The sequence below is a fragment of the Sphingobium chlorophenolicum genome, from assembly GCF_000722875.1.
Lineage (GTDB): Bacteria > Pseudomonadota > Alphaproteobacteria > Sphingomonadales > Sphingomonadaceae > Sphingobium > Sphingobium chlorophenolicum.
In genome coordinates this window covers 12,370-37,560 of the sequence record NZ_JFHR01000044.1, presented here as the reverse complement: position 1 = coordinate 37,560, position 25,191 = coordinate 12,370, and the positions used below count along the sequence as shown (strand labels likewise).

Here is a 25,191-nt window from a genome sequence, read left to right as displayed (position 1 = left end):
CGAAGATTGCATCCCCGCCGCGAGCGACTAAGAGCAAAGGGTAAACAGGACATATGGAAAGCAGGACATGGCCAAACCCGAATCCTGGCGCCTTCGCCCGGACGCTTATCGTTTCGTCACCAGCATCGATACCCGCTTCCAGGACATCGACACGATGGGCCACGTCAACAACGTGGCGATCTCCGGGATTTTCGAAACCGCTCGCATCCGCTTCCACCATCATCTCGGCCGCCATCCGCAGGAACAGGGCGTGCGTTGGCTGGTCGCCAATGTGAATCTCAACTTCGTCGAGGAATCGCATTTCCCCTATCCGTTCGAGGTGCATTGCGCGATCGGCCATATCGGCCGCACGAGCTGGACGATCAGCTCGGCCGGTTTCCAGAAGGGCGTGTGCGTCGCCACCGCCGACACCACGGTCGTGACCCATGGTTCGGAAGGGCGCCGCAGCATCGATGAAAGCCTGCGCGAAGCCATGGAGCGGAATTTCATCATCCGCCCGGAATAAGGATCAACGGAAGCCGTCCATGCGGCGGCTCCATTGAAAGGCGATGACCGCCGCCTTGGCCGGCTGGATCATCGCCACCGCGAGCAGGATCGCCAGCCCCGGCCACAGCAGCGCCTGCATGCCCAGCGGGATATCCAGCGCCGCATTCACCTCGATCATCAGGGGCACCAATATGTGCCCCAGCAGCAGGATCACGATATAGGCCGGGAAATCGTCCGCCCGCGACTGGTCCCACGCCTGCCCGCAGGTTTCGCAGGCGGGGCTTGGCTTCAGGAAGCGGGCGAACATGCGTCCTTCGCCGCATGCCGGGCAGTGCCCTCGCAGCGCCAGCCCCAATGCCGGCCGCAACGGCCGCGCCGCCTCATCACTGGTCGAACCGTCGGTCATGGTCCGATCCCTATGGCCGATGCCCGGCCCGCGCAACAGCGCATCGTTCCTCTTGGCCCTTCCGCCCGCGGCAAAGCCTGTTAAGAGGGCCGCCATGCGCCTTCCGGGACCGACCGAAGCCTTCGTCCTGTTCGACGACGCCCGCACGCGGGGGGCGGCGCCCGCGCGCCTTTATCGCGATCCCGTCTCGATCATCGCCGCCCACCGGCTGACGGAGGTACAGCCCGCCCTGGACCGTCTGGCCGAAGCGGCGGAGGAGGGCCTGCACGCCGCCGGCTTCATCGCCTATGAAGCGGGCCTCGCGCTGGAGGAACGACTTCACCCGCTGGCGGAACGGCACCGGCAGGACCAGCCGAAGACGCCGCTGCTCTGGTTCGGCCTGTTCGAAGGGGTGCGGCTGATCGATGCGGCGGACATGCCGGGCCTGCTGCCCGATCCCGCCGCCGGGGTCGACAGGCTCCAGCCGCTGATCGATGAAGCCGCCTACCGCGCCGCCTTCGCGCAGGTGCAGGATTATATCCGCGCCGGGGACATTTATCAGGTCAATCTGACCTTCCCCTGCGCCGCGCATTTCACGGGCGATCCGATGGCGCTCTACGCTGCGCTGCGTCCGCGTCAGCAGGCGGGCTATGGCGGCGTGCTGCACACGGGCGATCATGCCATCCTCTCCTTTTCCCCCGAACTCTTCTTCACCCATATGCGGGGTCAGTTGACCGCCCGCCCGATGAAGGGGACCGCCCCCCGCGACCCGGATCTGGTCCGCGACGCCGAACTGGTGCAATGGCTGGAGCGGGACGCCAAGCAGCGCGCCGAAAATCTGATGATCGTGGACCTGCTGCGCAACGATCTTTCCCGTGTCTCCCACGCTGGCACGGTCGCGGTGCCCGACCTGTTCAAGGTCGAAACCTATCCCACCGTCCACCAGATGGTGTCGACCGTGCGCGCCCGGCTGCTGCCCGGCCTGTCGCCGGTCGACGTGCTGCGCGTCCTCTTCCCTTGCGGGTCGATCACCGGCGCGCCCAAGGTCCGCGCCATGGAGATCATCGATGCGGTCGAAGCCTTTCCACGCGGCGTCTACACTGGCTCCATGGGGTGGATCGATCCTTCGGGCGACGCCGCCTTCAATGTTGCCATCCGCACCATTTGCGTCGAAGAAGGCAGCAGGGAGGGGCGCCTGGGTCTGGGATCGGGTATCGTCGCGGATTCGGAGGTCGCTTCCGAATGGGCGGAATGTCTGGCCAAGGCGCGCTTCCTCACGCCGGCCTGACGGACGATATCAAGGGAGTTGCAGGGTTTTTCATGGCATTGGCTGACGGACGGTTCGATCTGCTCGAAACCATGGCCTTCGACCCGGTCGAGGGCATCAGGTTGCTGGAATTGCATCTGGAGCGGTTGAAGACCAGCGCGGAGGCGCTCGATTTCGCGTTCGACCGCCATGATGTGCGCAACGAACTGCAAGCCGCGACCTTCCGCCTGAGCGAACGCAGCCGCCTGCGCCTGCTGGTGTCGCGGCGGGGCTCCATCGCCATAGAGGTGCGCGAGCATCGCACCTGGCCGCAAGCGATCATGCAGGTGGCGCTGGTCCCCCGCAATGCGCCTGCGGGAGATTCGCGGCTGGCGCACAAGACGACCGACCGGTCGATCTACCGCGACGCGTTGCAGCGCGGCGGCACCTATGAAGTGGTGATGACCGACGAACAGGGCTTCCTGACCGAGGGCAGTTTCTCCTCCATCTTCGTGGAGCGCGGCGACAAGCTGTTGACCCCGCCGCTGTCCCGGGGCGTGCTGCCCGGCGTGCTGCGCCAGAGCCTCATCGACATGGGGGAGGCGATCGAAACAGACCTGCGCCCCCGCGACCTGGAACAGGGCTTCTTCATCGGCAACGCCGCGCGCGGCATGGTGGCGGCCTCCCTAGTGCGCTAGGACCGATCGACATTCAGCCCATGGCGGCCTGCAAATGGCACTTTTCCGTGCTTCCGGTGCTCACGTACTTTGAGTACGCTGCGCTCCGGGTCACGAAAAACTACCATTTTCGGCTCGCCCTGAACTAAATGTCGATCGGTCCTAGGGACTATTGGCACCCCTACCCTCAGCATGACGGTTGTCATCATAGGCTGCGCTTACGCAATGGATGGCGGATATTTCCTCCCGGCCCCCCATAATCCGTCGTTACGGCCAATGGGTGCAAACTGGCCGGTTGCCCCTTCTTTCGTTGCGCACTAAGGAGCCTCGCGTCCGCTTCATTGCGGATCCAGGGACTCTAGAGAAAGATTGTCACAATGAGCCAGACTTCCGCTGCTCTCGGTCGCATCCAGCCCTCAGCCACCATGGCGATGAGCGCGCGCGTGAATGCGCTCAAAGCCGAAGGCGTGGACGTGATTGGCCTCTCCGCCGGCGAACCGGATTTCGACACGCCTGACTTCGTGAAGGAAGCGGGGATCGAGGCGATTCGCAAGAATCTCACCCGCTACACCGACGTGGACGGCACCGCCGACGTCAAGGAAGCCGTCGCCTTCAAGTTCAAGCGGGACAACGGCCTGATCTACAAGCGCAGCCAGATCAGCGTGAATTCGGGCGGCAAGCACACCCTCTTCAACGCGCTGGTCGCGACGGTCGACGCGGGCGATGAAGTCATCATCCCGGCGCCCTATTGGGTCAGCTATCCCGACATCGTGAACTTCGCGGGCGGCACCCCGGTCTTCATCGAAGGCCCGGCGAGCCAGGGTTACAAGATCACCGCCGCCCAGTTGGAAGCCGCGATCACGCCGCGCACCAAGTGGGTTATGCTGAACTCGCCCTCCAACCCTTCCGGCGCGGCCTATTCGGCGGCGGAACTGAAGGAACTGGGCGAAGTGCTGCTGCGGCACCCGCATGTGCTGGTGATGACCGACGACATGTATGAGCATGTCTGGTATGCACCGACCCCCTTCGCCACCATCGCGCAGGTCTGCCCTGACCTGTACGACCGCACGCTGACGGTGAACGGCTGTTCCAAGGCCTTTTCTATGACCGGCTGGCGCATCGGCTTCGCGGGCGGCCCTGAATGGATCATCAAGGCGATGGGCAAGCTGCAGTCGCAGTCGACCAGCAACCCCTGCTCGATCAGCCAGGCCGCCGCCGCCGCTGCGCTGACCGGCCCGCAGGATTTTCTGGAAGAGCGCAACGCCGCCTTCAAGAAGCGCCGCGACATGGTCGTCGCCATGCTGAACGATGCGCCGGGCCTGGATTGTCCGACGCCGGAAGGGGCCTTCTACGTCTATCCCGACGCCAGCGGCCTGATCGGCAAGAAGACCCCGAAGGGCGAGGTGATCGCCAACGACGAGGCGCTGATCGGCTATTTCCTGGACGAAGCGAAGGTTGCCGCGGTCCATGGCGCCGCCTTCGGCCTCTCGCCTGCGTTCCGCATCAGCTACGCCACTTCGGAAGAGGTGTTGAAAAAGGCCTGCACCCGCATCCAGGAAGCCTGCGCCGCCCTGAAGTAATCCACTAAATCCTCCCCATCGAAGATGGGGAGGGGGACCGTTGCGAAGCAATGGTGGAGGGGAAAGGCGCAAAGCTGTCCTTTGCCCCCTAACAAATTTGGAAACGGAAAATTTCCGCCGCGCCGTCTTGCAGATGAAGTCGCGGAGTTTATATCCCGTTTCGAACCAAAACTGGCTTTCCCCCGGTCGTCCATCGCCCCGAATGGCGCGTTGGTCGAAACTGCCGCCGCGCAGCGTTCATTCGGGATTAGGCCGCGCGACATTCATTTCCGCCAGATTGGCGGCCAAGACGACCGAAAGGCAGAACGCCATGGTGGCATTCTTGAAATCCGACCTGTTCCTGCGCTTTCTGGGCGGGTTCGTGATCGGCGTGATCGGCGTTTTCGTCCTGCAGCCCAATGACGATCATTCGGCGCTGACCAGTCCCGCCATGGCGGCTCCGGCCAGCGCGGATTCCGCCTCGACCGCTGGCGATGCGGCGCGCTGACGGCATAGCCTTGGCTTTTCTGGCGGCCCTGGCCGTCGCTTCGCCGCTGCGCGCCGAACGGCCGGTGCTTGCGCCTGTGCCGGCTGTCGACGCCACCCCTGGCCGCCAGCTTGAGACCGCCGTCTTCGCGGGCGGCTGCTATTGGGGCGTGGAAGGCGTCTTTTCCCATGTGAAGGACGTCCATCTTGCCGTTTCGGGTTTCGCCGGCGGTCCGCGTGGCCGCAAGGTCGATTATGAGCAGGTCAGCCAGGGCGACACCGGCTTCGCCGAGTCCGTGCGCGTCACATATGATCCCAGGCAGGTCAGTTATGGCACGCTGCTGCGCGTCTTCTTCTCGGTGATTGCCGACCCGACGACGCTCAACTATCAAGGGCCTGACCACGGCACCCAATATCGCAGCGCGCTCTTTCCGCTGAACGCCGAACAGGACAAGGCGGCCAGGGCCTATCTCAGCCAATTGGGCCAATCGAGTCTCTGGCCGGGGCCGATCGTCACCCGCGTCGAACGATTCACGGGTTTCCAGGACGCGGACCGCAGCCATCAGGATTTCCTGAGGAAGAACCCGCGCCACCCCTATATCCAGCGCTGGGACATGCCGAAGCTTGACGCCTTGAAGGCTATGTTCCCGCTGCTCTACAACGAACGCCCCTCCGCCTGATCAGGAATTTTTCATGAGCGACACGCACGGCCTCAAGCTTCTTTCCACCCTGCATGAAGACGGCCGTCTGGTCGTCGAACTGGCCGAAGAGACGCTCCCCGCGCCCAAGGGCGGCGACGTGCTGGTCCGGCTGGAAGCCGCGCCGATCAACCCCTCCGACCTCGCGCTGCTCTTCTCTGCCGCCGACCTCCAAAATGCCGATTATGGGGAAGGGCGGATCATTGCCAGGATGCCCGACGGCGCTCGCCGGGCGCTGGCCGGGCGGGTCGGCCAGCCCATGACCATCGGCAATGAAGGCGCCGGCACCGTCATCGCCGCGGGCGAAGCGCCCGAAGCGCAGGCCTTGCTGGGCAAGCGGGTCGCGGTGATCGGCGGCGGCATGTTCGCGCAATATCGGCTGATCGGCGCCGACGCCTGCATGACCCTGCCCGACGGCGCGACGGCGGAGCAGGGGGCTTCGGCCTTCGTCAATCCGCTGACCGCGCTCGGCTTTGTCGAGACGATGAAGCGGGGCGGGCATAAGGCGATCGTCCACACCGCCGCGGCCTCCAATCTCGGCCAGATGCTGGTGCGCATCACGCAGGAGGATGGCATTCCGCTGGTGAACATCGTCCGCAACGAAGCGCAGGCGGCGATCCTTCGCGGGCTGGGCGCCGAACATATCGTCGACAGTTCGAAGGAGGATTTCACCGCGCAGCTCCAATCCGCCATAGCCGCGACCGGCGCGACCATCGCCTTCGACGCGATCGGCGGCGGCGCCCTGATCAGCCAGATCCTCCATGCCATGGAACAGGTGGTCAGCAAGGATGAACCCTATAGCCGCTATGGCTCCAACCGGACCAAGCAAGCCTATATCTATGGCGGGCTGGACATGTCCCCGACCATCCTGACGCGAAGCTTCGGTTTCGCCTGGAATATCGGCGGGTGGCTGCTCTTTCCCTTTCTGCAAAGCACGGATGCCGAAACTCTCGAACGCCTGCGCCAGCGTGTGCGCGATAATCTGACCACCACCTTCGCCAGCCATTACAAGGCCCGCATCTCCCTGGCGGAAGCGCTGAAGCGCGACGCCGTGCTGGACTATAATGCCCGCCGCACTGGAGAGAAATATCTGATCGTCCCGCACTGAGCGGTTCGTCAAAGGACCGGATTCAGATAGAATTCTTTCAGCGCATGGGCGTCATACAAGGCGTTGTGCGGCATCTTGCTGTTGGCGGCGGCGCTGAAACCCGCGGCGTTGATCAGTTCCAGGCGAAGGCCGTTATGGTCGATGATCTCGCCCGGGCCGGTCACGAGCAGCGCGCAGAAATAAGCGAGGTCGTCCGGCCAGTCCGCCACGATCAGCGGATCGGGATCGTTCGCCAGATAGGCTTCCAGATGCCGCGCCGCGTCCACCCGGCTCAGTTGATGGTCGACGCCTTGCGGCACGAAGCGGAGATAGGGGATTACATTCTGCGCCACCCAGGGGTGGATGTCGTCGGGCAAGGGGAATGAGACGTAGAAGTCCTGGTCGCCATATTCCGGCGCGAGCGCGAGGCTGATCAGTTCGCCGCCAAAGCCATTATATTCAGTGTCGAGGAAATATCGCATGCTTCCCCCTTTGACGCCGCGATCCCCTGCCGTAAAGCCCGCCGATCAGGAATGACGACGGGCCGAGAGGTGCTGGCATGCAAACGCGTGAATTTATCGGATCGGCCCAGGTGTCCGGCGGGGCGGAACTCACCCTCTACCGGCGCGGCGGCGACTTCATGATCGTGCTCGACCGCAATGAGTTGATGAGCAGCCGGATGAGCGGGTCGGAGGAGGCGTTGGCCAATCTCACCTGCGACCGGCTGCGCGGCCGGGCGCGCCCGCATCTGTTGATCGGCGGCTATGGCATGGGTTTCACCCTGCGCGCCGCGCTGGCTGCGCTCGATGGCGGCGGGCAGGTCACTGTCGCGGAACTGGTGCCGGAGATCATCGAATGGGCGCGGGGACCGATGGCGGAACTCGCGGCGGGGTGTCTGGACGATCCCCGCGTGCGTCTGCTGCAAGCTGACGTTGCCGATGTGATCGCCGCCGGTCGCGGAACCTATGACGCGATCCTGCTCGACGTCGACAATGGGCCGGACGGGCTGGTGCGGCAGGCGAACGACCGCCTCTATTCCGCGCAGGGCATATCGGCGGCCATGGCGGCGCTCAAGCCGGGCGGCATCGTGGCGATCTGGTCCGCAGGGCCGGACCCAGCCTTCACCCGCCGCCTGTCCCGCGCCGGTTTGTTGGTGGAGGAGGTCGTCGTGCGCGCCCGCAGCAATGGCAAGGGGCCACGGCACGTCATCTGGTTCGCCACGAAGCGAGGGGCCTGAGCGCCTATTCGGCCTCGCGCCATTGCCCCTGCGCGATGCCGTCCAGCGTCCAGTCGCCGATGCGCCATCGCACCAGCCGCAATGTCGGATGCCCCACCGCCGCCGTCATCCGCCGCACCTGCCGGTTGCGCCCTTCGCGGATCGTCAGTCGCAGCCAGCAATCGGGCACGCTCTTGCGGAACCGGACAGGCGGATCGCGCGGCCACAGCGCCGGATCGCCGATGCGCTCCACCTGCGCGGGCAGGGTCGGGCCATCCTTCAGCTTCACGCCGCGCCGCAACGCCTCCAGCGCGGCCTCGTCGGGATCGCCCTCGACCTGCGCCAGATAGGTTTTCGGCGTCTTGAAACGGGGATCGGCGATCCGCGCCTGCAACCGGCCGTCATCGGTCAGCAGCAGCAGGCCCTCGCTGTCGAGGTCGAGCCGACCGGCAGGATAGACGCCGGGCCGGTCGATGAACGCCGCCAGCGTGGGGCGCGGCGGCCCGGTGCTTTCATCGGTGAACTGGCACAGCACGCCGTAAGGCTTGTTGAACAGGATCAGCGTCATCGCCGATCAATCCCCTTCGTCGAACGCCAGGCTGCCCTGGTCGATCAAGGCGGCGATCAGCCCGATGACCTCCGCCGATGCGGAAAGGCCGGGGTCCACGACCAGACTTGACCCCGCGCATAATTTTTCGGCCAGCCCGGCCAGATCGCCCGCGCAGTCGAAACAATGGCCGTCCACGAACAGCAGAATGACCTGCTCCCCTTGCCGGATGAAGGAAAAGCGACTGGCCGGGTTGCGGCTCAACGGCACGCCCTGCGCCAGCAGCCCGCGCACCTCTTGCGTGTCGACAGCCTCCTCCGGCCGCCAGTCTGTTTCGGCATATTTGGGCAGGCTGTTGTGCAGGCCGAACCAGCGGGCAAAGGCATCGCGGTCAGACAGCGCCTCCATCACCATGGCGTGCAGCCGGTCGATGGCCGGAGCTGCGATTTCGCCGGGATTGCTCTGTATTGGGAGGTCGGGATCGGCATACCGATCCTCATCCCCCAACCCGTCGACCTGATGCTCGCACCAGCCTTCGACCAGTTCGGCGCGGGACGGTGCGCGGAAACCGATCGAATAGGTCATGCAATCATCGCCGACCGCCACGCCGTCATGCGCAAAGCATGGCGGTACATAGAGAATATCGCCGGGTTCGAGAATCCAGTCGCCGGTCGCTTCGAAATCAACGATCAGGCGCAGGTCGTCATGCGGCAAAAGGGGCGTCGCGGCATCGCACCGCGGCCCCACCCTCCACCGGCGCTGGCCCAGCCCCTGCACCAGAAATACGTCATATTGATCGAAATGCGGCCCGACCCCGCCGCCATCCGTGGCGTAGCTGACCATCACATCGTCTATGCGCCAGTCCGGCACGAAACGGAATGGCTCAATCAGCCCCGCGACTTCGGGTGAATGATGGTCCACCGCCTGCACCAGCAGCGTCCAGGAGCCGTTGAGCTTGCTGAAGCGATCCTCCGCCAGCGGGCCGCTTTCCATCGCCAATCCGCCTGCATACCGCGTGACGAGGCGCGATTCCACATCCTCTTCGCAGGCCAGCCCCGCCAGTTCGTCAGGGTCCAACGGGTTGCGCCATGCGTTCCACGGATTGCGGATGAGCAGGGGTCGCTTCTGCCAATATTCGCGCAGGAACAGATCGACGTCGAAGTCACGGATTTGCATGACCCGCCCATGCGCCCGCGGGCAGCCGCTGTCAAAGGCGCGGTATTGCTTTGCGGAAGTGGCGACCCCGACAGGATTCGAACCTGTGACCATTCGCTTAGAAGGCGAATGCTCTATCCAGCTGAGCTACGGGGCCGTCGGCGCGTTCGATAGCGGGCCTTCGCCCGGCTTGCAATCATGGGCGGCATTGCATTTGCGCGTCGGGCCGATATGCAGGGCGCATGACCGATGCGGGGGTAAGAAAAATCGATGCCTATGCGCTGGGCGCCCGCCCATTGCGCTATTTCGATTTCTGCATGGCCGGTTTCGTCGCCATATTGCTGCTGTCCAACCTGATCGGCGCGGCCAAGCTGTCGACGCTGGGCGGCTTCACCTTCGGCGCGGGCATCCTCTTCTTTCCGCTTGGCTATGTGCTGGGCGACGTGCTGACCGAAGTCTATGGCTATGCGCGGGCGCGCCGCTGCGTCTGGGCGGGCTTCGGCGCGATGCTGTTCATGGCGCTGATGAGCTGGGTGGTGGTGAAGCTGCCCCCGGCGGAGGGTTGGCCTGACCAGAAAGCCTATGAGGCGGTGTTCGGCAGCACCTGGCGCATCGTCTTCGCTTCCGTCACCGCCTTCTGGGCGGGCGAGTTCGCCAACAGCTTCGTCCTCGCCAAGATGAAATTGCTGACGCAGGGCAGGCATCTATGGATGCGGACCATCGGTTCGACGGTGGTGGGGCAGGGTGTGGACAGCCTGCTCTTCTATCCGCTGGCCTTTTACGGTGACTGGACCAACGCGCAGGTCGCGACCGTGATGGTCACCAACTGGCTGATGAAGGTGACATGGGAAGCCGTGCTGACGCCCGTGACCTATGTGGTTGTCGGCCGCCTCAAGCGCGCCGAGGGGCTGGATGTGTTCGATGAGGGCACGAATTTCACGCCGTTCCGCGCAAGTCTCTGATCTTTAGGATAACGGAAACGCATCCAAAACCGTCATGCTGAACTTGTTTCAGCATCCATCGTGCCCCAAGCGCCGTGGCTCAATCTGGAGAAATGGATGCTGAAACAAGTTCAGCATGACGAGGAGGGGGGGCTTAGCCCTGCTCACCCGGATAACGCGCTCTCACGAAATACAGTCCGTCCGGCGGCGCATTTAGCCCCAGCGCTGCCCGATTCCTCGCATCCCGCGCCGCCTCCAGATCACCGATGGACCAGCGTCCCATGCCGACCAAGGCAAGGCACCCCACCATCGACCGCACCTGATGATGCAGAAAGGACCGCGCCTCTGCATATATGGCCAGCCGGTCGCCGGATCGCTCCACATCCAGCCGGTCCAGCGTCTTCACCGGACTTTCCGCCTGACAGTGGGCGGAGCGGAAGGTGGTGAAGTCATGCCGCCCAATCAGAAGCTGCGCCGCCTCCTGCATAGCATCGGCATCGAGCGGCTGGATCACCCGCCAGACCAGCCCATTTTCCCAGGTCAGCGGCGCGCGGCGATTGGCGATGCGATAGACATAGGACCGCCCGACGCAGGAAAAGCGGGCATGCCAGTCGTCCGGCACCGCCTCGCAGGCCAGGATCGCGACGGGGTGGGGCCGAAGGCGCGCATTCAGCGCCTCCATCAGGCGAAAGGGCGTCATGTCCTTCGCAATGTCCGCATGGGCGCGCATGGCAATCCCGTGCACGCCCGCATCGGTGCGGCCCGCCGCATGTATCACGGCTCGCTCGCCGGTCATCGCGAAGATCGCGTCCTCAATCGCCTGCTGGACGCTGGGGCCGTGCGCCTGCCGCTGCCAGCCCATGAAAGGACGGCCATCAAATTCCACGGTGAAGGCGAAGCGGGTCATGCGGATCAGGCGTCGACCCGGCTGCCCGCAGGCATTTCATAGCCGCGCAGCAATTCCCCCGCCGACATCGCGCCCTTGCCCGCGCGCTGGATCAGTGTCGGGCGGATCGCGCCATGGCCGCAGCCGATGAGCAGGCTGTTGTCCAGCAATTCCCCCGGCGGGCCTTCATGCTCCTCGACATGGGCGGCCAATATGCGGAAACGTTCGCCGCGATATTCGAAGAAGGCGCCGGGGAAGGGGTTGAAGGCGCGCACCTGCCGTTCGACCTGATGGGCGTCGTGGCCGAAGTCGATGCGCGATTCCGCTTTGTCGATCTTGGATGCGTAGGTCACGCCCTCCTCCAACTGCGGCACGGGCGGATGCTGGCCGATATCGTCCAGCACCTCCACCATCAGTTTCGCGCCCGCTTCGGCGAGTTCCTGCGTCAGCGCGCCAGCAGTCTTGCCTTCAACCGGGGTGACATGCTTAGCGCGCATCGGGCCGGTGTCCAGCCCCGCCTCCATGTCCATGATGGTGACGCCCGTGACATTGTCGCCCGCCAGGATGGCGCGCTGGATCGGCGCTGCCCCACGCCAGCGGGGGAGAAGGGACGCATGGATGTTCATGCAGCCCAGGCGCGGCGCATCGAGGATCTGGCGCGGCAGGATCAGCCCATAGGCCGCGACCACCGCGATATCGGCGTTGAGCGCGGCAAATGCGGCCTGCACGTCCGCGTCCTTCAGCGAGACCGGCGTGCGCACTTCGACGCCCATCTCTTCCGCCTTCGCATGTACGGGGGAGGGGCGCAGCGCCTTGCCGCGCCCGGCCGGACGCGGCGGCTGGCTGTAGGCGGCGACGATCTCATGCCCCGCCTTGGCCAGCGCGACCAGGGCCGGAACGGCGAAATCGGGGGTTCCCATATAGACGATACGCATGGCCGCACCTCAAACCCCTTGTGTCCACGACTTGCAAGCCCTTATTCCGGTTCCATGGCTTCTCCCGAAATCGAAGCGCTGACGCAGGCGCTCTCCCGCCTGCCCGGACTTGGCCCGCGATCGGCGCGGCGGGCCGTCCTGCATCTGCTCAAAAAGCGCGAATCCGCGCTGGAGCCGCTGTTGCGCGCATTGGACGCGGTGAACGACCGGCTGGTGACGTGCGGCATCTGCGGTAATGTCGACACGGTCGACCCTTGCGGCATCTGCGCCGACCCCCGGCGGGATGCGCGGGCGCTCTGCGTGGTGGAGGATGTGGCGGACCTGTGGGCGCTGGACAAGTCGCGGCTGTTTCCGGGACGCTTCCACGTGCTGGGCGGGCGCTTGTCGGCGCTGGAGGGCGTGCGGCCGGAAGATCTTTCCATCGACGCGCTGGTGACGCGGGTGGAGGCGGGCGGCGTAGACGAGGTGGTGCTGGCGATGAACGCCACGCTGGAGGGGCAGACGACCGCCCATTATCTGGCCGAACGGCTGGAACGCTTTCCCGTGCGCCTCACCCAATTGGCGCATGGCGTGCCGGTGGGGGGCGAACTGGATTATCTGGATGAAGGCACGCTGGCGCAGGCGCTGCGGGCGCGGCGGCCGCTGGGCTGAATCGACGGTCGCTTGAATTTTGCCTGCCGCCGGATTATTTTGGCTGCATGGCCATTTTACCGATCCTGGAGGCGCCTGATCCGCGCCTACGTACCATTTCGTCTCCGGTGGAGGCGATCGATGACGATTTACAGCGTCTGATCGACGATATGCTGGAGACCATGTATGACGCGCCTGGCATCGGCCTGGCCGCGATCCAGGTCGGCGTGCCCAAGCGGGTGCTGGTGATCGATCTTCAGGAACCCGAATCGGATGAGGAAGACGCGCCGTCGGTCAAAAAGCCGATGGTGTTCATCAATCCGGAAATCCTGGAAGGATCGGAGGATTTGTCGGTCTATAATGAGGGCTGCCTGTCAGTCCCCGACCAATTTGCCGAGGTGGAGCGGCCCGCGAGCATCCGGGCGAGCTGGATGGACCGCGACGGTCGGATTCATGAAGAGCGGCTGGAAGGGCTGCTCGCCACCTGCCTCCAGCATGAGATGGATCATTTGCAGGGCGTACTGTTCATCGACCATCTGTCGCGCCTGAAGCGGGACATGCTGATGAAGAAACTGACCAAGGCGCGCAAGGCGGCCTGATCCTCGCGCCGTGTCAGATGAAAAAGCCCCGGCCGGAAGGCTGGGGCTTTTTTCTTTCGGTGGCTGCTTTTGGCCAATCGGCGCAGAAATCCGCATCGATCAGACCGGCCGGTGCCCCTTGCGCCATTTGGTGAACAGGTGGCGCGCCAGCATCGCGGGCGGCATCCGCAGCCAGTGCGAGCGGAGATAGAAGGCGAAACGCAGCAGCTTGCGCCGTTCCCGGCCCCATCCGTCCCGCGCCAACAGCCGGGCCGCGACGATCCGGTCCCATGCCGTCAACCGCGCACCTTTACCATAGAGCGCCGCCGCCAGCCGCTTTGCCTGCCGCACATGGGGCCTGAGGCCATGCCGAGCCGCCCGCTCATCCAGCGCGGCGGCATCCACCCCGTCCAGCAGGCAATATATGTCCCACAGATTGCGCAGGCCCCCGGCCAGATCGCCGTCCGCCAGCAGATGCGCCGCCGCATGGCAGATCCTGTCCTCCGGCGAGAGCATGCATAACTCATTGGTGATGGGAACCGCGTCCGCGATCATCGCCGCCGCGTCCGGCGTCTGCCGCGCCGTCAGGGGCAGGACGGTGTGATGCACGTCGATCATCCGGTCCCGCCCCGCATGGATCATCGGCGGCAGTTCGTGCATCCATTGCCGGTAATAGGCGTCGTCATAGGGATCGTCCTTCACCCACTCCCACCCGGCATGGAGCAGGGCCTGCTCGACCGGGTCCATCGCCTCGCGGGGCACCAATATGTCGAGATCGCCGATGAAGCGCCCCTGTCCGGCCCGCAATCCCGCCGCCGCATAGGCCGTGCCCTTGAGCAGCACGACCGGCATATCCAGGCCCGCCAGGGCTTCGGCGGCGCGATCCGCCTCCCACAGCGCCTGCCGCGCCTCTCGATCCGCGTCCAGTCGCGCATCGTCCAGGATCGGACGCACCGCGCCGGGCACCGTCCGTTTCCCGATCCGGAAGGCCAACGTACCGATCAGCCGCTCCGCCCGCGCCGCGGCGATCAGGGCATTCCACCCCTGCGCATCGAGCGTCGCGACGCTGCCGGGATCGCGCAAGGACCGCACCAGCAACGGGGCGCTCATGCCGGTTCCTCCCACAGCCGCTCCACCAGGGCGATGGCTTCCTCCCCTGAGGAAAAATCGATGGCCCGCGCCGGAACATTCCGGACGAAATGGGTCAGGGCGTCAAAGCCCGGTTCCCCCAGGGCGACATAGTTGGTCGATGCCTGGGTCAGCCGCATGAAGACCTCCCCCTGTCCGACGGCGCGGACATCCGTCTGATGGCCGAAGCGGGGGAAGAGCAGCAGCGCGGGCATCGCGCCTTTGTCCATGCGCCGGATGGCGTCGCCGTTCGGAACAAGGTGGCGAATATCCCCCTTGGCCGTACCGGCGAGCAGCGGACCCATGCGATCTTCCCGTACTTCCGCCGCCAGCACGTCGATGGCGCGGTTCTTCAGCGAGACGAGACGCGGGAAGGGGAAAACCATGCCGGTCGCCAGGTCCAGCAACGCGAACTCGTCGCCCATCAGCCGCCAGCCCCGCTCGCCCAGTTGCGCGGCCAGGGTCGACTTGCCGGACCCGGATTCGCCGGTCATCACCAGCGCCCGTCCGTCCTTTTCCACGCTGGAGGCATGCAGCAGCAAGTGCCGCCGCCAGCCGAGCGCCATTTGCAGGTTCATGCCCATTTCCGCTGCCAGCAGCCCATGGGAAAGGCTCATCGGCGCGGCGTCGGCCAGCCCGTGATCGCCGGTGATGAAGATGGAGGGGCGCAGCCAGCGCCGCAGCGGACCCGCCGGTTCCAGCCGCACGGTGAAATCCGCCACTTCGACCGAAGGCGCGGGATAATCGGCATAGAGCGCCGCCAACGCCTCCACCGGCTGACGCCAGGCCGATCCGATGCGGAAGGTCGCGGGACCGATCTTCAGGGATAGCGCATGCTTCACGCCAGGCGGACCAGTCCCAGGGCGGCCAGTTCGGCAAGATGCGCCTCGACCAGCGGCACAGCCTCCTCCGCCGCGCCCAGATCGTAGAGCCGGGCCAGTTCGGCATGGACTTCGCCCGCCGTCAGCGCCGCGCCGTTGTCCAGCGCCGCCAATATCTCCGGCACCGGGCTGATCACCATATGGGTCTGTCCCGAAGGGCGGTGGTAGAGCAGCGCCATATCCTCCAGCACGCAGGCCGCGATGGCGTCCGGGCTGTCCTGGCAATAGCGGGGCGGCATGGTCACGAATAAGCCTTCGGATGGAATGTCGCACCATCCTTAGGGCAAAGGAGTAGCCAAGTGCCTAACGCGGCAGGCAATTTTGCGGAGCGGGCAGAAAAAGGCAGGCCGGAAATCGCTTCCGCTCAGCGCGGCATTTGCAGCGATGCGTAGCAGGTGAAGCCGCTCGTCCCCGACTGCAGGCGGCGGATATAGTTCAGATAGGCCTGATTCTGTTCATAGCCGGTGCCCGGCAATCGGCCGCCGCGCATGGCCTGGCGCACCTGATCGCCGGTGAAGCCCTGCCCCGCGCCGGGGAAGGCGCCCTTTGTCCCGGCGGGCACGACCTGGCCGTTGGCGGCGATATATTGGCCCGAACGGCCCTGATCGGGAACCGGAATCGTGCAGTTGAGGACCGACGCCGCCGTATTCGCCAGCGCCGGACGGATAGAAACGATGGCCGATGCCGCAACCGCCCCGCCCATCAGCAACTGACGTCGCGTGGGCACGGCAAGGTCCGGCCCGTCGTCCCGCGACTCGGCGTTGTTCCCAGAGGGCAATGGCTCGCTCATGTCATCCTGATCCGCTATCGCGCTTGCCAAACTGTAAAAATTGCACGCTATTGCGACGGTCTTTGCAGCAAATGCGTCAAATTTCCAGCTTGGTAACCATGAATCGCCTGACTGCTTCCCAGATCACAACCTCGCTCGCCGTCCTGCTGCTGGCCAGCGGCGGCGCGTTGATGATCGGCGCGGGGCCGCTCGATATCGTCCTGCCCGTGCTGGCGGGGCTGGCGGTGTTGGTCATCGCGGCGGGGGGAGAGCAGGAACAGACGGAAGAATCGCCCGCGACGGCCGTGGAAGTCGCCGATATCTTCGCCCATCCCGACGTCCGCAGCCTGCTGGAGGGCATTTCCGATCCGTTGATGCTGATCGAGCGGGGCCGGATCATCTCCGCCAACCGGGCCGCGCAGCGCCTGCTGGGCGCGCATATAGAGGGGGAGGATGTTCGCATCGCCATCCGCCATCCCGCCGCCGCCGAACGGCTGGCCAGCCTGGCGCCGATGGCCGAACCGGTGATGATCGAACTGGTCGGCCTGGGCACCCGCGAGCAGCGCTGGCAGATGCGGATTGCGCCGGTGGGCGAGGACGATCATGTCCGGCGGCTGGTTCATCTGGCCGACCATAGCGGCGCCCATGCGGCGGAAAAGATGCGCGTCGATTTCGTCGCCAACGCCAGCCATGAACTGCGCACGCCGCTGGCCGGGATATTGGGCTTCATAGAGACGCTGGCCGACCCCGATCTGGGCAAGGATGACGAGACGCGCCAGCGTTTCCTGAAGATCATGGATGGCGAGGCGCGGCGGATGCAGCGGCTGATCGACGATCTCATCTCCCTTTCCCGCATAGAAGCGGAGAAATATCGCGCGCCCGACAGCGCGGTCGATCTGTCCGGACTCGTGGCCGAAGTGGTCGGCGTGTTCCGCACCAGCCATGGCGAACGCGGGCGGGAGGTGGAGATGGACATAGCGCCGGACATGCCCGACGTTCAGGGCGACCGGGCGCAACTGTCGCAATTGCTGCACAATCTGATCGGCAATTCAGTCAAATATGGCAAGGCGGGCACGCCGATCCGCGTGACGCTGAACGACGGGCCGAGCGGCATGACGCGGCTTACCGTCGCGGACGAGGGGGAAGGGATCGGCCCGGATCATCTGCCGCGTCTGACCGAACGCTTCTACCGCGTCGATTCGGGACGCAGCCGCGCCATTGGCGGCACCGGCCTGGGGCTGGCCATCGTCAAGCATATCGTGGAACGGCATCGCGGTCGGCTCGACATCGCCAGCGCGCTGGGCAAGGGCACCGCCATCTCCATATTGCTGCCCCGCGTCGTCGTGGAGGAAAAGGCCGCGGCGACAAAGGCCTGAAGAAAAAATCAGCGACAGACCCGGCTTCCGGGGTCACTGTCATAAAAGTGCAATCAGACTGTCACAAAGGCGCGATGTACCGAGGTTACGGCGCGTGCCCGAAGGGGGTGGCGACGGCGAATCGCGGCCCTTTGTCGAAGGAGATTTTCCGTGAAGCATATCGCCCTGTTTGCCGCGACCACCGTGGCCGCACTTTCCCTCGCTGGCTGCGGTCAGCAGCCCGGCGGCGCGGCCGGCGGCACCCGCGACCAAATTCGCGCGGTCGGCTCCTCCACCGTCTATCCCTTCGCCACCGCGATTGCGGAGATGTTTGTGCAGGGCAATCCGGGCATGAAGTCGCCGATCATCGAATCGACCGGCACCGGCGGCGGCATGAAGCTGTTCTGCCAGGGTGTCGGGGCGCAGTTCCCCGACATCGCCGATGCATCCCGCCGCATCAAGAAGTCGGAGTTCGAGGATTGCCAGAAGAATGGCGTCAAGGACATCATAGAGATCCAGGTCGGCGTCGATGGGCTAGCCTTCGCCGAATCGAAGAGCGGCCCCGGTCTCAAGCTGACGCCCAAGATCGTCTATGAGGCGCTGGCCGCCAATCCCTATGGCAAGGGCCCGAACAAGGCTCAGTCATGGAAGGATGTCGACCCCAGCCTGCCCGCCACGCCGATTTCCGTCTTCGGCCCGCCCTCCACCAGCGGCACCCGCGATTCGCTGGCCGAACTGATCCTGACCAAGGGCTGCGAGACCGATCCGGCGATGAAGGCGCTCAAGGAAAAGAGCGAGGACGAGTTCAAGGCCACCTGCACCCGCGTCCGCGAGGACGGCAAATATGTGGATTCGGGCGAGAACGACAATCTGATCGTCCAGAAGCTGGGCGCCAATCCCAACGCGCTCGGCGTGTTCGGCTACAGCTTCCTGGAGGAGAATAAGGACACGCTGAAAGACGTCTCCATCAACGGCGTCGAGGCGACCTACGAAACCGTGTCGACCGGCCAGTATCCCGGCGCACGCCCGCTCTACATCTACGTCAAGAAGGCGCATATGCAGGCCATTCCCGGCCTTCAGGCCTATCTCGCCGCCTTTGCCGCGAACTGGAATCCCGATGGCGCGCTGACCAAGCGCGGCATGGTCGCTGCGCCGGAGGATGTGCGCAAGGTGAGCGCCGAAACCGTCAAGTCGCTTGCCGTGCTCGACGGTTCGCAGCTCAAGTAAGACAGGCGATATGACAGGCCCCGCAATCTTCCTGCTGCTGGCTGGCCTGGGCGCCATAGCCTGGGTCAGCGCCCGCGCCCGCGCCCTGCGGCTGCAAAGCGCGGCGCGCGCTTCCGGCCGCCGCGACGCCGTGCATAGCCTGCCGGGCTATCATGGCTGGTATGTCGCGCTCTGGACGCTGGTGCCCGCCGGCATCTTCCTGGCGGTCTGGGCGAATGTCGCGCCGGGCCTCGTCATGCAGGACGTGCTGGGCAGCCCGGCGGCGCAGAGCCTGCCCGCCGACGATTTCTCGCGCTCCGCCGTTCTGGGCGAAGCGCGAGCCATCGCCACGGGAATGCAGACGGGGGCGTTCAACCCGCTCTCGCAGGGGTTGGTCGAACCTTACAAGGACGCCATCGGCAAATATGGGCTGGCGGGCGCGGCGCTCGCGCTGCTGCTGGCCTTTGCCGGGGGTGCCTATGCCTTCACCCGCGTCCGTCCGGATTTCCGTGCGCGCACGCGGGTCGAGCGGCTCGTCATGGCGACGCTGCTGATCGCCTCGCTGCTGGCGATCGTCACGACGCTGGGCATCGTCGCTTCGCTGCTGTGGGAAAGCTTCCGCTTCTTCTCCATGGTCAGCCCCGTCGACTTCCTGTTCGGCGCCAAATGGAGCCCGCAATCGGCCGCGCTCGGCTATGGCAATGACGACGCATTTGGAGCCGTGCCGCTTTTCTGGGGCACGATCTTCATCGGCGCGATCATCGCCATGGCGGTCGCCATCCCGCTCGGCCTGATGAGCGCCATCTACCTGACGCAATATGCCAGCCCGACCGTGCGCAAATGGATGAAGCCGACCTTGGAGATGCTCGCGGGCGTTCCGACCGTCGTCTACGGCTATTTCGCGGCGCTCACCATCGCCCCGGCGCTGCGCGACTTCGCGGTGACGATCGGCATCCACGGCGCCTCTTCGGAAAGCGCGCTGGCGGCGGGTCTGGTGATGGGCGTGATGATCATTCCCTTCGTCTCCTCCATGGCGGACGACAGCATCGCCGCCGTGCCGCAGTCGATGCGTGACGGCAGCCTGGCCATGGGCGCCACCACCAGCGAGACGATCCGCCGCGTGCTGATCCCCGCAGCGCTGCCCGGCGTGGTCGGCGGGGTGCTGCTGGCCGTCAGCCGCGCCATCGGTGAGACGATGATCGTGGTGATGGCGGCGGGTCTGGCCGCCAATCTGACGCTCAACCCCTTTGCCAGCGTGACGACGGTGACGACGCAGATCGTCCAGTTGCTGACCGGCGACCAGGAATTCGACAGCGCCAAGACGCTGGCCGCCTTCGCCCTGGGACTGGTGCTGTTCGTCGTGACGCTGCTGCTCAACATCGTGGCCCTGCGGGTCGTGAAGAAATATCGCGAGGCTTACGAATAATGACGACCCAACGCCTCCCCACCGACTGGAAGTCGGATGCCATGCGCAAGCGGATCGCGCGGCGCTATGCTTCCGAACGCCGGTTCAAGATGGCGGGCCTGCTGGCCGTGGCGCTCAGCGCCGCCTTCCTGGCCTTCTTGCTGTTCAGCATGCTGGGCAACGGCCTGCGCGGTTTCACCCGGACGGAGATCGCGGTGAAGGTCGATTTCCCCGCCTCTCCCTTGCTGCTCGACCCCAATGCCATCACCGACCAGGCGCTCGCCAATGCGAACCTGCCGATGGTGACAGGAGAGGTCGTGAAGAAGGCATTGGGCGCGAATGCCGAGGAATGGGTGTCGCCCACCGCCTGGACCGTGCTGCGCGACGCGATCAAGGCCGATCCGAAGATCCTGGCGCAGACGGTGACTATCGACCTGCCAGCCGCGACCGCCGTGGATCTGGCCGCCAAGAGCAAGGGATCGCCGGAAGCCGAGGCTGCGGTGGATCGGCTGGAAAAGGCCGGCCTGCTTCACACCGGCTTCAACTTCGGCTTCCTGACCGCCAGCGATGGCACCGATCCGACGCAGGTCGGCATCTGGGGGGCGTTCAAGGGGTCGCTGCTGACCATGTTGGTGACGCTGGCCTTGAGCTTCCCGGTGGGCGTGGCGACCGCCGTCTATCTGGAGGAATATGCGCGCAAGAACTGGCTGACCGACATTATCGAAGTGTCGATCAACAATCTGGCCGCCGTTCCTTCCATCATCTTCGGTCTGCTGGGGCTGTCGATCTTCCTCAATTTCCTGGCGCTGCCGCGCTCGGCGGCGCTGGTCGGGGGCATGACGCTGGCGCTGATGACCATGCCGGTCATTGTCATCGCGGGCCGCAATGCCATCAAGTCGGTGCCGCCCAGCATCCGCGACGCGGCGCTCGGCATCGGGGCAAGCCCGGTGCAGGTGGTGTTCCACCATGTGCTGCCGCTGGCGCTGCCCGGCATCCTCACCGGCACCATCATCGGCATGGCCCGCGCCCTGGGAGAAACCGCGCCGTTGTTGATGATCGGCATGCGCGCCTTCATTGCCACGCCGCCGGGCGGGATCACCGATCCGGCGACCGTGCTGCCGGTGCAGATTTTCCTCTGGTCCGACGAAGTCTCCAAGGGCTTTGTCGAAAAGACCTCCGCCGCCATCATCGTCCTGCTGGTTTTCCTGCTCGCGATGAACGGCCTCGCCATCTACCTGCGCAACAAGTTCGAAAGGCGGTGGTGACCGCGATGACAGCCATGATGCATGAACAACAGACGCTGACCCCTGCGGGCGAAACCAAGATGCCAGAAACAAAGATGACCGCCCGTGACGTCAAGGTCTTCTATGGCGAGAAGCAGGCGATCAAGGGCGTGTCGATCGATGTCGACATGGACAATGTCACTGCCTTCATCGGCCCGTCGGGCTGCGGCAAGTCGACCTTCCTGCGGACGCTGAACCGCATGAACGACACAGTCGCCTCGGCACGTGTCGAGGGCACGATCACGCTGGACGGCGAGGATATCTACGCCCCCAGCATGGACGTGGTGCAACTGCGCGCCCGCGTCGGCATGGTGTTTCAGAAGCCCAATCCCTTCCCCAAGTCGATCTATGAGAATATCGCCTATGGCCCGCGCATCCATGGCCTGGCCCATGCGAAGGCGGACCTTGACGTGATCGTCGAAAAGTCGCTGCGCCGCGCAGGGCTGTGGGACGAGGTGAAGGACCGGCTGCACGACAGCGGCACCGCCTTGTCCGGCGGTCAGCAGCAGCGTCTCTGCATCGGCCGCGCCATCGCGGTGGAACCTGAAGTGATCCTTATGGACGAGCCTTGCTCGGCGCTGGATCCCATTGCGACGGCGAAGATCGAGGAACTGATCCACGAACTGCGCGGCCGCTACGCCATCGTGATCGTGACGCACAACATGCAGCAGGCCGCCCGCGTATCGCAACGAACCGCCTTTTTCCATCTGGGCGAACTGGTCGAATATGGCGTGACGTCGGACATCTTCACCAATCCGAAGCAGGAACGGACGAAGGATTATATCACCGGTCGCTACGGCTGATCCGGGGGAGAAAAAGACAATGGCTGAACATACGATCAAGGCGTTCGATCAGGAAATGGACAAGCTGCGCGGCCTGATCGCCGAAATGGGCGGTCGCGCGGAATCGGCCATCGAAAAGGCGATGCTGTCGCTGCAACGCCATGACAAGGCGCTGGCGGCAGAGGTCGTTGCCGACGACAAGCGCATCGACGCCATAGAGGCGGAGGTGGAGAAGCTCGCCATCGAGATCATCGCCCTGCGCGCGCCGATGGCCAACGATCTGCGCGACGTGATCGCCGCCCTCAAGATCGTCGGCGTGGTCGAACGGATCGGCGATTATGCCAAGAATATCGCCAAGCGCGTTCCCCTGATCGCCGCCAACCAGCGGACGCAGGAACCCATCGCGCTTCTACCCTCGATGGGCCAGGTCGCGACGGAGATGGTGCAGGATGCGCTGAACGCCTTCGCCGCCCGCGATGCGGACTTGGCCGTCGCCGTGGTCGAACGCGACACGGTGGTGGACGATTTCTACAACAGCGTCTTCCGCACGCTGGTCACCTTCATGGTCGAAAATCCCAAGACGATCAGCGAATGCGCGCATCTGCTGTTCATCGCCAAGAATATCGAGCGGATCGGCGACCATGCCACCAACGTGGCGGAGATGGTCTATTACGCCGCGACCGGCCAGACCCTGCCCGACCGCGAGCGCGGCGGCGCGCAGAGCCAGGAGGACTGATATGGCGCGGGCCAGGATGCTGCTGGTGGAGGATGACGCGGCGCTGGCCGAACTGCTCATCTGGCACTTCAAGCGCGAGGATTTCGACGTCGCCCATACGGTGGACGGCGAGGAAGCGCTGTTGCTGGCGCAGGAAAATGTGCCCGACATCGTGCTGCTCGACTGGATGGTGGAAAGCCTGTCGGGCATCGAGGTCTGCCGCCGCCTGCGCCGCATGAACGGCACGGCGAACGTGCCGATCATCATGCTGACCGCAAGGGGCGAGGAAGAGGATCGCGTGCGCGGGCTGGAAACAGGCGCCGACGATTATGTGACGAAGCCCTTTTCCCCCCGTGAACTGGTGGCGCGGGTCGGGGCGGTGCTGCGGCGGGTGCGTCCGGCGCTGGCGGGGGAAACGCTGACCTTCTCGGACGTGGAGATGGACACGGTGGGGCACAAGGTCCGTCGCGGCGGACAGGTGATCCCGCTGGGGCCGACCGAGTTCCGCCTGCTCAAGCATTTCCTGGAGCATCCGGGCTGGGTCTTCTCCCGCGAACGGCTGCTGGACAGCGTGTGGGGGCAGGACAGCGACATCGAACTGCGCACGGTGGACGTGCATATCCGCCGCCTGCGCAAGGCGATCAACGGGGACGGGCGTTATCACGACATCATCCGCACGGTGCGCTCAGCGGGCTATGCGCTGGATACGGATGGAGTGGCGTGACCACCTTCTAGATTCCTTCGCCCTCAATCCCGCTTCAATATGTTCGTCGCCAGCACCGTCATGGCTTCGCTGGCCGTGGCGATGACCTTGTCGGCCTGCGGCGCCCAGAAGGGGCTGTGCAGCGAAGGCAGGCTTATCTCGCCAGCCGCCGCCTTCGCCATATGTTCGGCCGGCACGCCGCCGACCCAAAAGATGAAGCTCTCAATGCTCTTGTCCGCACGATAATAGCGGCCGAAATCTTCGCCCGCCATGGACGGCTTGGTCTCGCTGACCGTGCCCGCAGGGAAATGCGCCTTCAGCACATCCGCCATCCGATTGGCGAAGGCGGGCGGATTGTAGGTGGAGGGGGTGAATTCATCCTTCACAGTGACCACCGGCATCCGCTCGTTGGCAACGCCCGCCGCGCTCGCTTCGCCCCTGGCGATGCGCTCTATGCCCCGGATCAGCCTTTCCCGCGTCTCGTCCGAATAGCTGCGCACGGTCAGCAGCAGCTTCGCGTCGTCCGGAATCACATTATGTTTCGCGCCGCTAACGAAGCTGCCGACCGTCACCACGGCGGGGTCGAACGGATCCTGTTCCCGGCTCACCAGCGTCTGTAGCGACGTCACGATCCGCGCCCCCAGCACGATCGGATCGCGTGTCGTCTGCGGATAGGCGCCATGGCCGCCCGTGCCCCGCACCAGCACATCTACGCTGTCCACATTGGCCAGTGCGAAGCCGGGCGTATAGCCGATCTTTCCCGCCTCCAGATTGGCCGCGTCGTGGAAGGCGATGGCGTGGGTCGGGCGCGGGAAGCGGGTATAAAGTCCATCCTCCAGCATCAGCCGGGCGCCGCGTCCCACCTCTTCGGCGGGCTGGAGGATCATGACCAGCGTGCCCTTCCACCTGTCCTTCATCGATGAAAGTAGTCGCGCAGTTTCGATGAAGGCAGTCATATGCGTGTCATGGCCGCAGGCGTGCATCACCCCGGTCTCCGTCCCGTCAGCGGTCTTCGCCTTGACCCTGGACGCGAATTCCAGCCCCGTCTGCTCGGTAACGGGCAGGCCGTCCATATCGGCGCGGATCAGCAGCACTGGCCCCGACCCGTTCTTCAGCACCGCGACGACGCCGGTGCCGCCCACCTTTTCAGTAACGTCGAACTTCATCGCCTTCAGGCGGCGGGCGAGTTTCGCGGCGGTGGACGCTTCCTGCTCCGACAGTTCGGGGTTGGCATGCAGGTCGCGGTAAAGCGTCATCAGCCCATCCATGTCCTGCGCAATGGTCGCGGCGATTGCATTGGGCGGGGCGGCACCCGCACCGGTCTGCGCATGGGCGATGGACGTGAAGCTGGCGGCGGCCATGACGGCCGTCAACGCATGACGCATTGCGATGGATCTCCCTGATGGACGCAGGAACCATAAGCGGAGGGTTGGGCAAAAGCAAAACGCCCGC

Annotated in this window: 29 protein-coding genes and 1 tRNA gene; 18 read left to right on the top strand and 12 right to left on the bottom strand. The window is 65.0% G+C overall.

Going from position 1 to position 25,191, the window contains the following annotated elements:
* Positions 1–67: 67 nt before the first annotated feature.
* A complete protein-coding gene (locus BV95_RS16645) occupies positions 68–505 on the top strand; it encodes an acyl-CoA thioesterase (RefSeq protein WP_037454476.1) in 438 nt (145 codons plus the stop codon).
* Between the two features lie 3 nt (positions 506–508).
* On the opposite strand, the gene BV95_RS16640 is transcribed toward BV95_RS16645, so the two are convergent.
* Entirely contained in the window at positions 509–892 is a 384-nt protein-coding gene (locus tag BV95_RS16640; protein WP_037454498.1) for a DUF983 domain-containing protein, read from the bottom strand.
* A 94-nt stretch (positions 893–986) separates the two neighbouring features.
* Between BV95_RS16640 and pabB the strand changes: the two genes are divergently transcribed.
* The 6 genes from pabB to BV95_RS16610 all read left to right on the top strand — a co-directional run bounded on the left by pabB (position 987) and on the right by BV95_RS16610 (position 6,645).
* A complete protein-coding gene (gene pabB, locus BV95_RS16635) occupies positions 987–2,159 on the top strand; it encodes an aminodeoxychorismate synthase component I (RefSeq protein WP_037454474.1) in 1,173 nt (390 codons plus the stop codon).
* Positions 2,160–2,191: 32 nt separating this feature from the next.
* Positions 2,192–2,815, top strand: coding sequence for an aminotransferase class IV (locus tag BV95_RS16630; protein ID WP_037454496.1), 624 nt, complete (start codon positions 2,192–2,194; stop codon positions 2,813–2,815).
* Between the two features lie 356 nt (positions 2,816–3,171).
* A complete protein-coding gene (locus BV95_RS16625) occupies positions 3,172–4,374 on the top strand; it encodes a pyridoxal phosphate-dependent aminotransferase (protein ID WP_037454472.1) in 1,203 nt (400 codons plus the stop codon).
* 310 nt (positions 4,375–4,684) lie between these two features.
* A complete protein-coding gene (locus BV95_RS24380) occupies positions 4,685–4,861 on the top strand; it encodes a hypothetical protein (protein ID WP_169804643.1) in 177 nt (58 codons plus the stop codon).
* The gene (gene msrA / locus BV95_RS16615; protein WP_037454467.1) at positions 4,848–5,519 is read left to right on the top strand and encodes a peptide-methionine (S)-S-oxide reductase MsrA; all 672 of its coding nucleotides are present in this window, start codon (positions 4,848–4,850) and stop codon (positions 5,517–5,519) included. The genes BV95_RS24380 and msrA overlap by 14 nt, the downstream gene beginning before the upstream one ends.
* A 13-nt stretch (positions 5,520–5,532) precedes the next feature.
* Positions 5,533–6,645, top strand: a complete 1,113-nt coding sequence (locus BV95_RS16610) for a zinc-binding dehydrogenase (RefSeq protein ID WP_037454464.1) — start codon at positions 5,533–5,535, stop codon at positions 6,643–6,645.
* Between the two features lie 8 nt (positions 6,646–6,653).
* Here BV95_RS16610 and BV95_RS16605 read toward each other — a convergent pair whose 3' ends face one another.
* Positions 6,654–7,106, bottom strand: coding sequence for a hypothetical protein (locus BV95_RS16605; protein ID WP_037454461.1), 453 nt, complete (start codon positions 7,104–7,106; stop codon positions 6,654–6,656).
* Between the two features lie 77 nt (positions 7,107–7,183).
* Here BV95_RS16605 and BV95_RS16600 point away from each other — a divergent pair, with 77 nt between their 5' ends.
* A complete protein-coding gene (locus BV95_RS16600; RefSeq protein WP_037454458.1) occupies positions 7,184–7,861 on the top strand; it encodes a spermidine synthase in 678 nt (225 codons plus the stop codon).
* Positions 7,862–7,865: 4 nt separating this feature from the next.
* On the opposite strand, the gene BV95_RS16595 is transcribed toward BV95_RS16600, so the two are convergent.
* The 3 genes from BV95_RS16595 to BV95_RS16585 all read right to left on the bottom strand — a co-directional run bounded on the left by BV95_RS16595 (position 7,866) and on the right by BV95_RS16585 (position 9,699).
* The gene (locus BV95_RS16595; RefSeq protein WP_037454455.1) at positions 7,866–8,408 is read right to left on the bottom strand and encodes an rRNA large subunit pseudouridine synthase E; all 543 of its coding nucleotides are present in this window, start codon (positions 8,406–8,408) and stop codon (positions 7,866–7,868) included.
* A gap of 6 nt (positions 8,409–8,414) precedes the next feature.
* Positions 8,415–9,563, bottom strand: coding sequence for a cupin domain-containing protein (locus BV95_RS16590; protein WP_037454452.1), 1,149 nt, complete (start codon positions 9,561–9,563; stop codon positions 8,415–8,417).
* Positions 9,564–9,622: 59 nt separating this feature from the next.
* A tRNA-Arg gene (locus tag BV95_RS16585) sits at positions 9,623–9,699 on the bottom strand.
* 85 nt (positions 9,700–9,784) lie between these two features.
* Here BV95_RS16585 and BV95_RS16580 point away from each other — a divergent pair.
* Positions 9,785–10,504 (top strand): queuosine precursor transporter, encoded by a 720-nt coding sequence (locus tag BV95_RS16580; RefSeq protein WP_037454449.1) that lies wholly within the window; start codon positions 9,785–9,787, stop codon positions 10,502–10,504.
* Between the two features lie 133 nt (positions 10,505–10,637).
* On the opposite strand, the gene truA is transcribed toward BV95_RS16580, so the two are convergent.
* Together truA and fmt are read right to left on the bottom strand one after the other, a co-directional pair.
* Entirely contained in the window at positions 10,638–11,390 is a 753-nt protein-coding gene (gene truA / locus BV95_RS16575) for a tRNA pseudouridine(38-40) synthase TruA (RefSeq protein ID WP_037454446.1), read from the bottom strand.
* Positions 11,391–11,395: 5 nt separating this feature from the next.
* Positions 11,396–12,304, bottom strand: coding sequence for a methionyl-tRNA formyltransferase (gene fmt / locus BV95_RS16570; protein WP_037454442.1), 909 nt, complete (start codon positions 12,302–12,304; stop codon positions 11,396–11,398).
* A 54-nt stretch (positions 12,305–12,358) separates the two neighbouring features.
* On the opposite strand from fmt, the gene recR reads away from it, so the two are divergent.
* Both recR and def read left to right on the top strand, forming a co-directional pair.
* Positions 12,359–12,955, top strand: a complete 597-nt coding sequence (gene recR, locus BV95_RS16565; RefSeq protein ID WP_037454439.1) for a recombination mediator RecR — start codon at positions 12,359–12,361, stop codon at positions 12,953–12,955.
* Between the two features lie 47 nt (positions 12,956–13,002).
* Positions 13,003–13,533, top strand: coding sequence for a peptide deformylase (gene def / locus BV95_RS16560; protein WP_037454436.1), 531 nt, complete (start codon positions 13,003–13,005; stop codon positions 13,531–13,533).
* 99 nt (positions 13,534–13,632) lie between these two features.
* Here def and BV95_RS16555 read toward each other — a convergent pair whose 3' ends face one another.
* The 4 genes from BV95_RS16555 to BV95_RS16540 form a co-directional block, all read right to left on the bottom strand.
* Positions 13,633–14,622, bottom strand: a complete 990-nt coding sequence (locus BV95_RS16555; protein WP_037454433.1) for a nucleotidyltransferase domain-containing protein — start codon at positions 14,620–14,622, stop codon at positions 13,633–13,635.
* Complete coding sequence (locus BV95_RS16550; protein WP_037454430.1) at positions 14,619–15,482, bottom strand: HprK-related kinase A; 864 nt, start codon at positions 15,480–15,482, stop codon at positions 14,619–14,621. Before BV95_RS16550 ends, BV95_RS16555 begins: the two co-directional genes overlap by 4 nt.
* Complete coding sequence (locus BV95_RS16545) at positions 15,479–15,760, bottom strand: HPr-rel-A system PqqD family peptide chaperone (protein ID WP_037454427.1); 282 nt, start codon at positions 15,758–15,760, stop codon at positions 15,479–15,481. Before BV95_RS16545 ends, BV95_RS16550 begins: the two co-directional genes overlap by 4 nt.
* Positions 15,761–15,885: 125 nt before the next feature.
* Positions 15,886–16,311, bottom strand: a complete 426-nt coding sequence (locus BV95_RS16540) for a hypothetical protein (protein WP_037454425.1) — start codon at positions 16,309–16,311, stop codon at positions 15,886–15,888.
* 98 nt (positions 16,312–16,409) lie between these two features.
* On the opposite strand from BV95_RS16540, the gene BV95_RS16535 reads away from it, so the two are divergent.
* From BV95_RS16535 to phoB, 7 genes are all read left to right on the top strand, one after another.
* Entirely contained in the window at positions 16,410–17,666 is a 1,257-nt protein-coding gene (locus BV95_RS16535) for an ATP-binding protein (RefSeq protein ID WP_037454422.1), read from the top strand.
* 150 nt (positions 17,667–17,816) lie between these two features.
* On the top strand, positions 17,817–18,872 hold the full coding sequence (locus tag BV95_RS16530) for a substrate-binding domain-containing protein (RefSeq protein WP_037454418.1): 1,056 nt from the start codon (positions 17,817–17,819) through the stop codon (positions 18,870–18,872).
* A gap of 10 nt (positions 18,873–18,882) precedes the next feature.
* Entirely contained in the window at positions 18,883–20,277 is a 1,395-nt protein-coding gene (pstC, locus tag BV95_RS16525) for a phosphate ABC transporter permease subunit PstC (RefSeq protein ID WP_037454415.1), read from the top strand.
* On the top strand, positions 20,277–21,521 hold the full coding sequence (gene pstA / locus BV95_RS16520) for a phosphate ABC transporter permease PstA (protein ID WP_037454412.1): 1,245 nt from the start codon (positions 20,277–20,279) through the stop codon (positions 21,519–21,521). Before pstC ends, pstA begins: the two co-directional genes overlap by 1 nt.
* Before the next feature lie 14 nt (positions 21,522–21,535).
* Entirely contained in the window at positions 21,536–22,342 is an 807-nt protein-coding gene (gene pstB, locus BV95_RS16515; protein ID WP_174544427.1) for a phosphate ABC transporter ATP-binding protein PstB, read from the top strand.
* 19 nt (positions 22,343–22,361) lie between these two features.
* Positions 22,362–23,057, top strand: a complete 696-nt coding sequence (gene phoU, locus BV95_RS16510) for a phosphate signaling complex protein PhoU (protein ID WP_013847489.1) — start codon at positions 22,362–22,364, stop codon at positions 23,055–23,057.
* 1 nt (position 23,058) lies between these two features.
* Complete coding sequence (gene phoB / locus BV95_RS16505; protein ID WP_037454408.1) at positions 23,059–23,760, top strand: phosphate regulon transcriptional regulator PhoB; 702 nt, start codon at positions 23,059–23,061, stop codon at positions 23,758–23,760.
* Positions 23,761–23,783: 23 nt separating this feature from the next.
* On the opposite strand, the gene BV95_RS16500 is transcribed toward phoB, so the two are convergent.
* Positions 23,784–25,124 (bottom strand): amidohydrolase, encoded by a 1,341-nt coding sequence (locus BV95_RS16500; RefSeq protein ID WP_037454405.1) that lies wholly within the window; start codon positions 25,122–25,124, stop codon positions 23,784–23,786.
* Positions 25,125–25,191: the final 67 nt, after the last annotated feature.

Bases quoted from the DNA above. Each gene is read 5' to 3' on its own strand.
- BV95_RS16645 (WP_037454476.1), top strand. From the start codon at position 68: ATGGCCAAACCCGAATCCTGGCGCCTTCGCCCGGACGCTTATCGTTTC.
- BV95_RS16640 (WP_037454498.1), bottom strand. From the start codon at position 892: ATGACCGACGGTTCGACCAGTGATGAGGCGGCGCGGCCGTTGCGGCCG.
- pabB (WP_037454474.1), top strand. From the start codon at position 987: ATGCGCCTTCCGGGACCGACCGAAGCCTTCGTCCTGTTCGACGACGCC.
- BV95_RS16630 (WP_037454496.1), top strand. From the start codon at position 2,192: ATGGCATTGGCTGACGGACGGTTCGATCTGCTCGAAACCATGGCCTTC.
- BV95_RS16625 (WP_037454472.1), top strand. From the start codon at position 3,172: ATGAGCCAGACTTCCGCTGCTCTCGGTCGCATCCAGCCCTCAGCCACC.
- BV95_RS24380 (WP_169804643.1), top strand. From the start codon at position 4,685: ATGGTGGCATTCTTGAAATCCGACCTGTTCCTGCGCTTTCTGGGCGGG.
- msrA (WP_037454467.1), top strand. From the start codon at position 4,848: ATGCGGCGCGCTGACGGCATAGCCTTGGCTTTTCTGGCGGCCCTGGCC.
- BV95_RS16610 (WP_037454464.1), top strand. From the start codon at position 5,533: ATGAGCGACACGCACGGCCTCAAGCTTCTTTCCACCCTGCATGAAGAC.
- BV95_RS16605 (WP_037454461.1), bottom strand. From the start codon at position 7,106: ATGCGATATTTCCTCGACACTGAATATAATGGCTTTGGCGGCGAACTG.
- BV95_RS16600 (WP_037454458.1), top strand. From the start codon at position 7,184: ATGCAAACGCGTGAATTTATCGGATCGGCCCAGGTGTCCGGCGGGGCG.
- BV95_RS16595 (WP_037454455.1), bottom strand. From the start codon at position 8,408: ATGACGCTGATCCTGTTCAACAAGCCTTACGGCGTGCTGTGCCAGTTC.
- BV95_RS16590 (WP_037454452.1), bottom strand. From the start codon at position 9,563: ATGCAAATCCGTGACTTCGACGTCGATCTGTTCCTGCGCGAATATTGG.
- BV95_RS16580 (WP_037454449.1), top strand. From the start codon at position 9,785: ATGACCGATGCGGGGGTAAGAAAAATCGATGCCTATGCGCTGGGCGCC.
- truA (WP_037454446.1), bottom strand. From the start codon at position 11,390: ATGACCCGCTTCGCCTTCACCGTGGAATTTGATGGCCGTCCTTTCATG.
- fmt (WP_037454442.1), bottom strand. From the start codon at position 12,304: ATGCGTATCGTCTATATGGGAACCCCCGATTTCGCCGTTCCGGCCCTG.
- recR (WP_037454439.1), top strand. From the start codon at position 12,359: ATGGCTTCTCCCGAAATCGAAGCGCTGACGCAGGCGCTCTCCCGCCTG.
- def (WP_037454436.1), top strand. From the start codon at position 13,003: ATGGCCATTTTACCGATCCTGGAGGCGCCTGATCCGCGCCTACGTACC.
- BV95_RS16555 (WP_037454433.1), bottom strand. From the start codon at position 14,622: ATGAGCGCCCCGTTGCTGGTGCGGTCCTTGCGCGATCCCGGCAGCGTC.
- BV95_RS16545 (WP_037454427.1), bottom strand. From the start codon at position 15,760: ATGCCGCCCCGCTATTGCCAGGACAGCCCGGACGCCATCGCGGCCTGC.
- BV95_RS16540 (WP_037454425.1), bottom strand. From the start codon at position 16,311: ATGAGCGAGCCATTGCCCTCTGGGAACAACGCCGAGTCGCGGGACGAC.
- BV95_RS16535 (WP_037454422.1), top strand. From the start codon at position 16,410: ATGAATCGCCTGACTGCTTCCCAGATCACAACCTCGCTCGCCGTCCTG.
- pstC (WP_037454415.1), top strand. From the start codon at position 18,883: ATGACAGGCCCCGCAATCTTCCTGCTGCTGGCTGGCCTGGGCGCCATA.
- pstA (WP_037454412.1), top strand. From the start codon at position 20,277: ATGACGACCCAACGCCTCCCCACCGACTGGAAGTCGGATGCCATGCGC.
- pstB (WP_174544427.1), top strand. From the start codon at position 21,536: ATGATGCATGAACAACAGACGCTGACCCCTGCGGGCGAAACCAAGATG.
- phoU (WP_013847489.1), top strand. From the start codon at position 22,362: ATGGCTGAACATACGATCAAGGCGTTCGATCAGGAAATGGACAAGCTG.
- phoB (WP_037454408.1), top strand. From the start codon at position 23,059: ATGGCGCGGGCCAGGATGCTGCTGGTGGAGGATGACGCGGCGCTGGCC.
- BV95_RS16500 (WP_037454405.1), bottom strand. From the start codon at position 25,124: ATGCGTCATGCGTTGACGGCCGTCATGGCCGCCGCCAGCTTCACGTCC.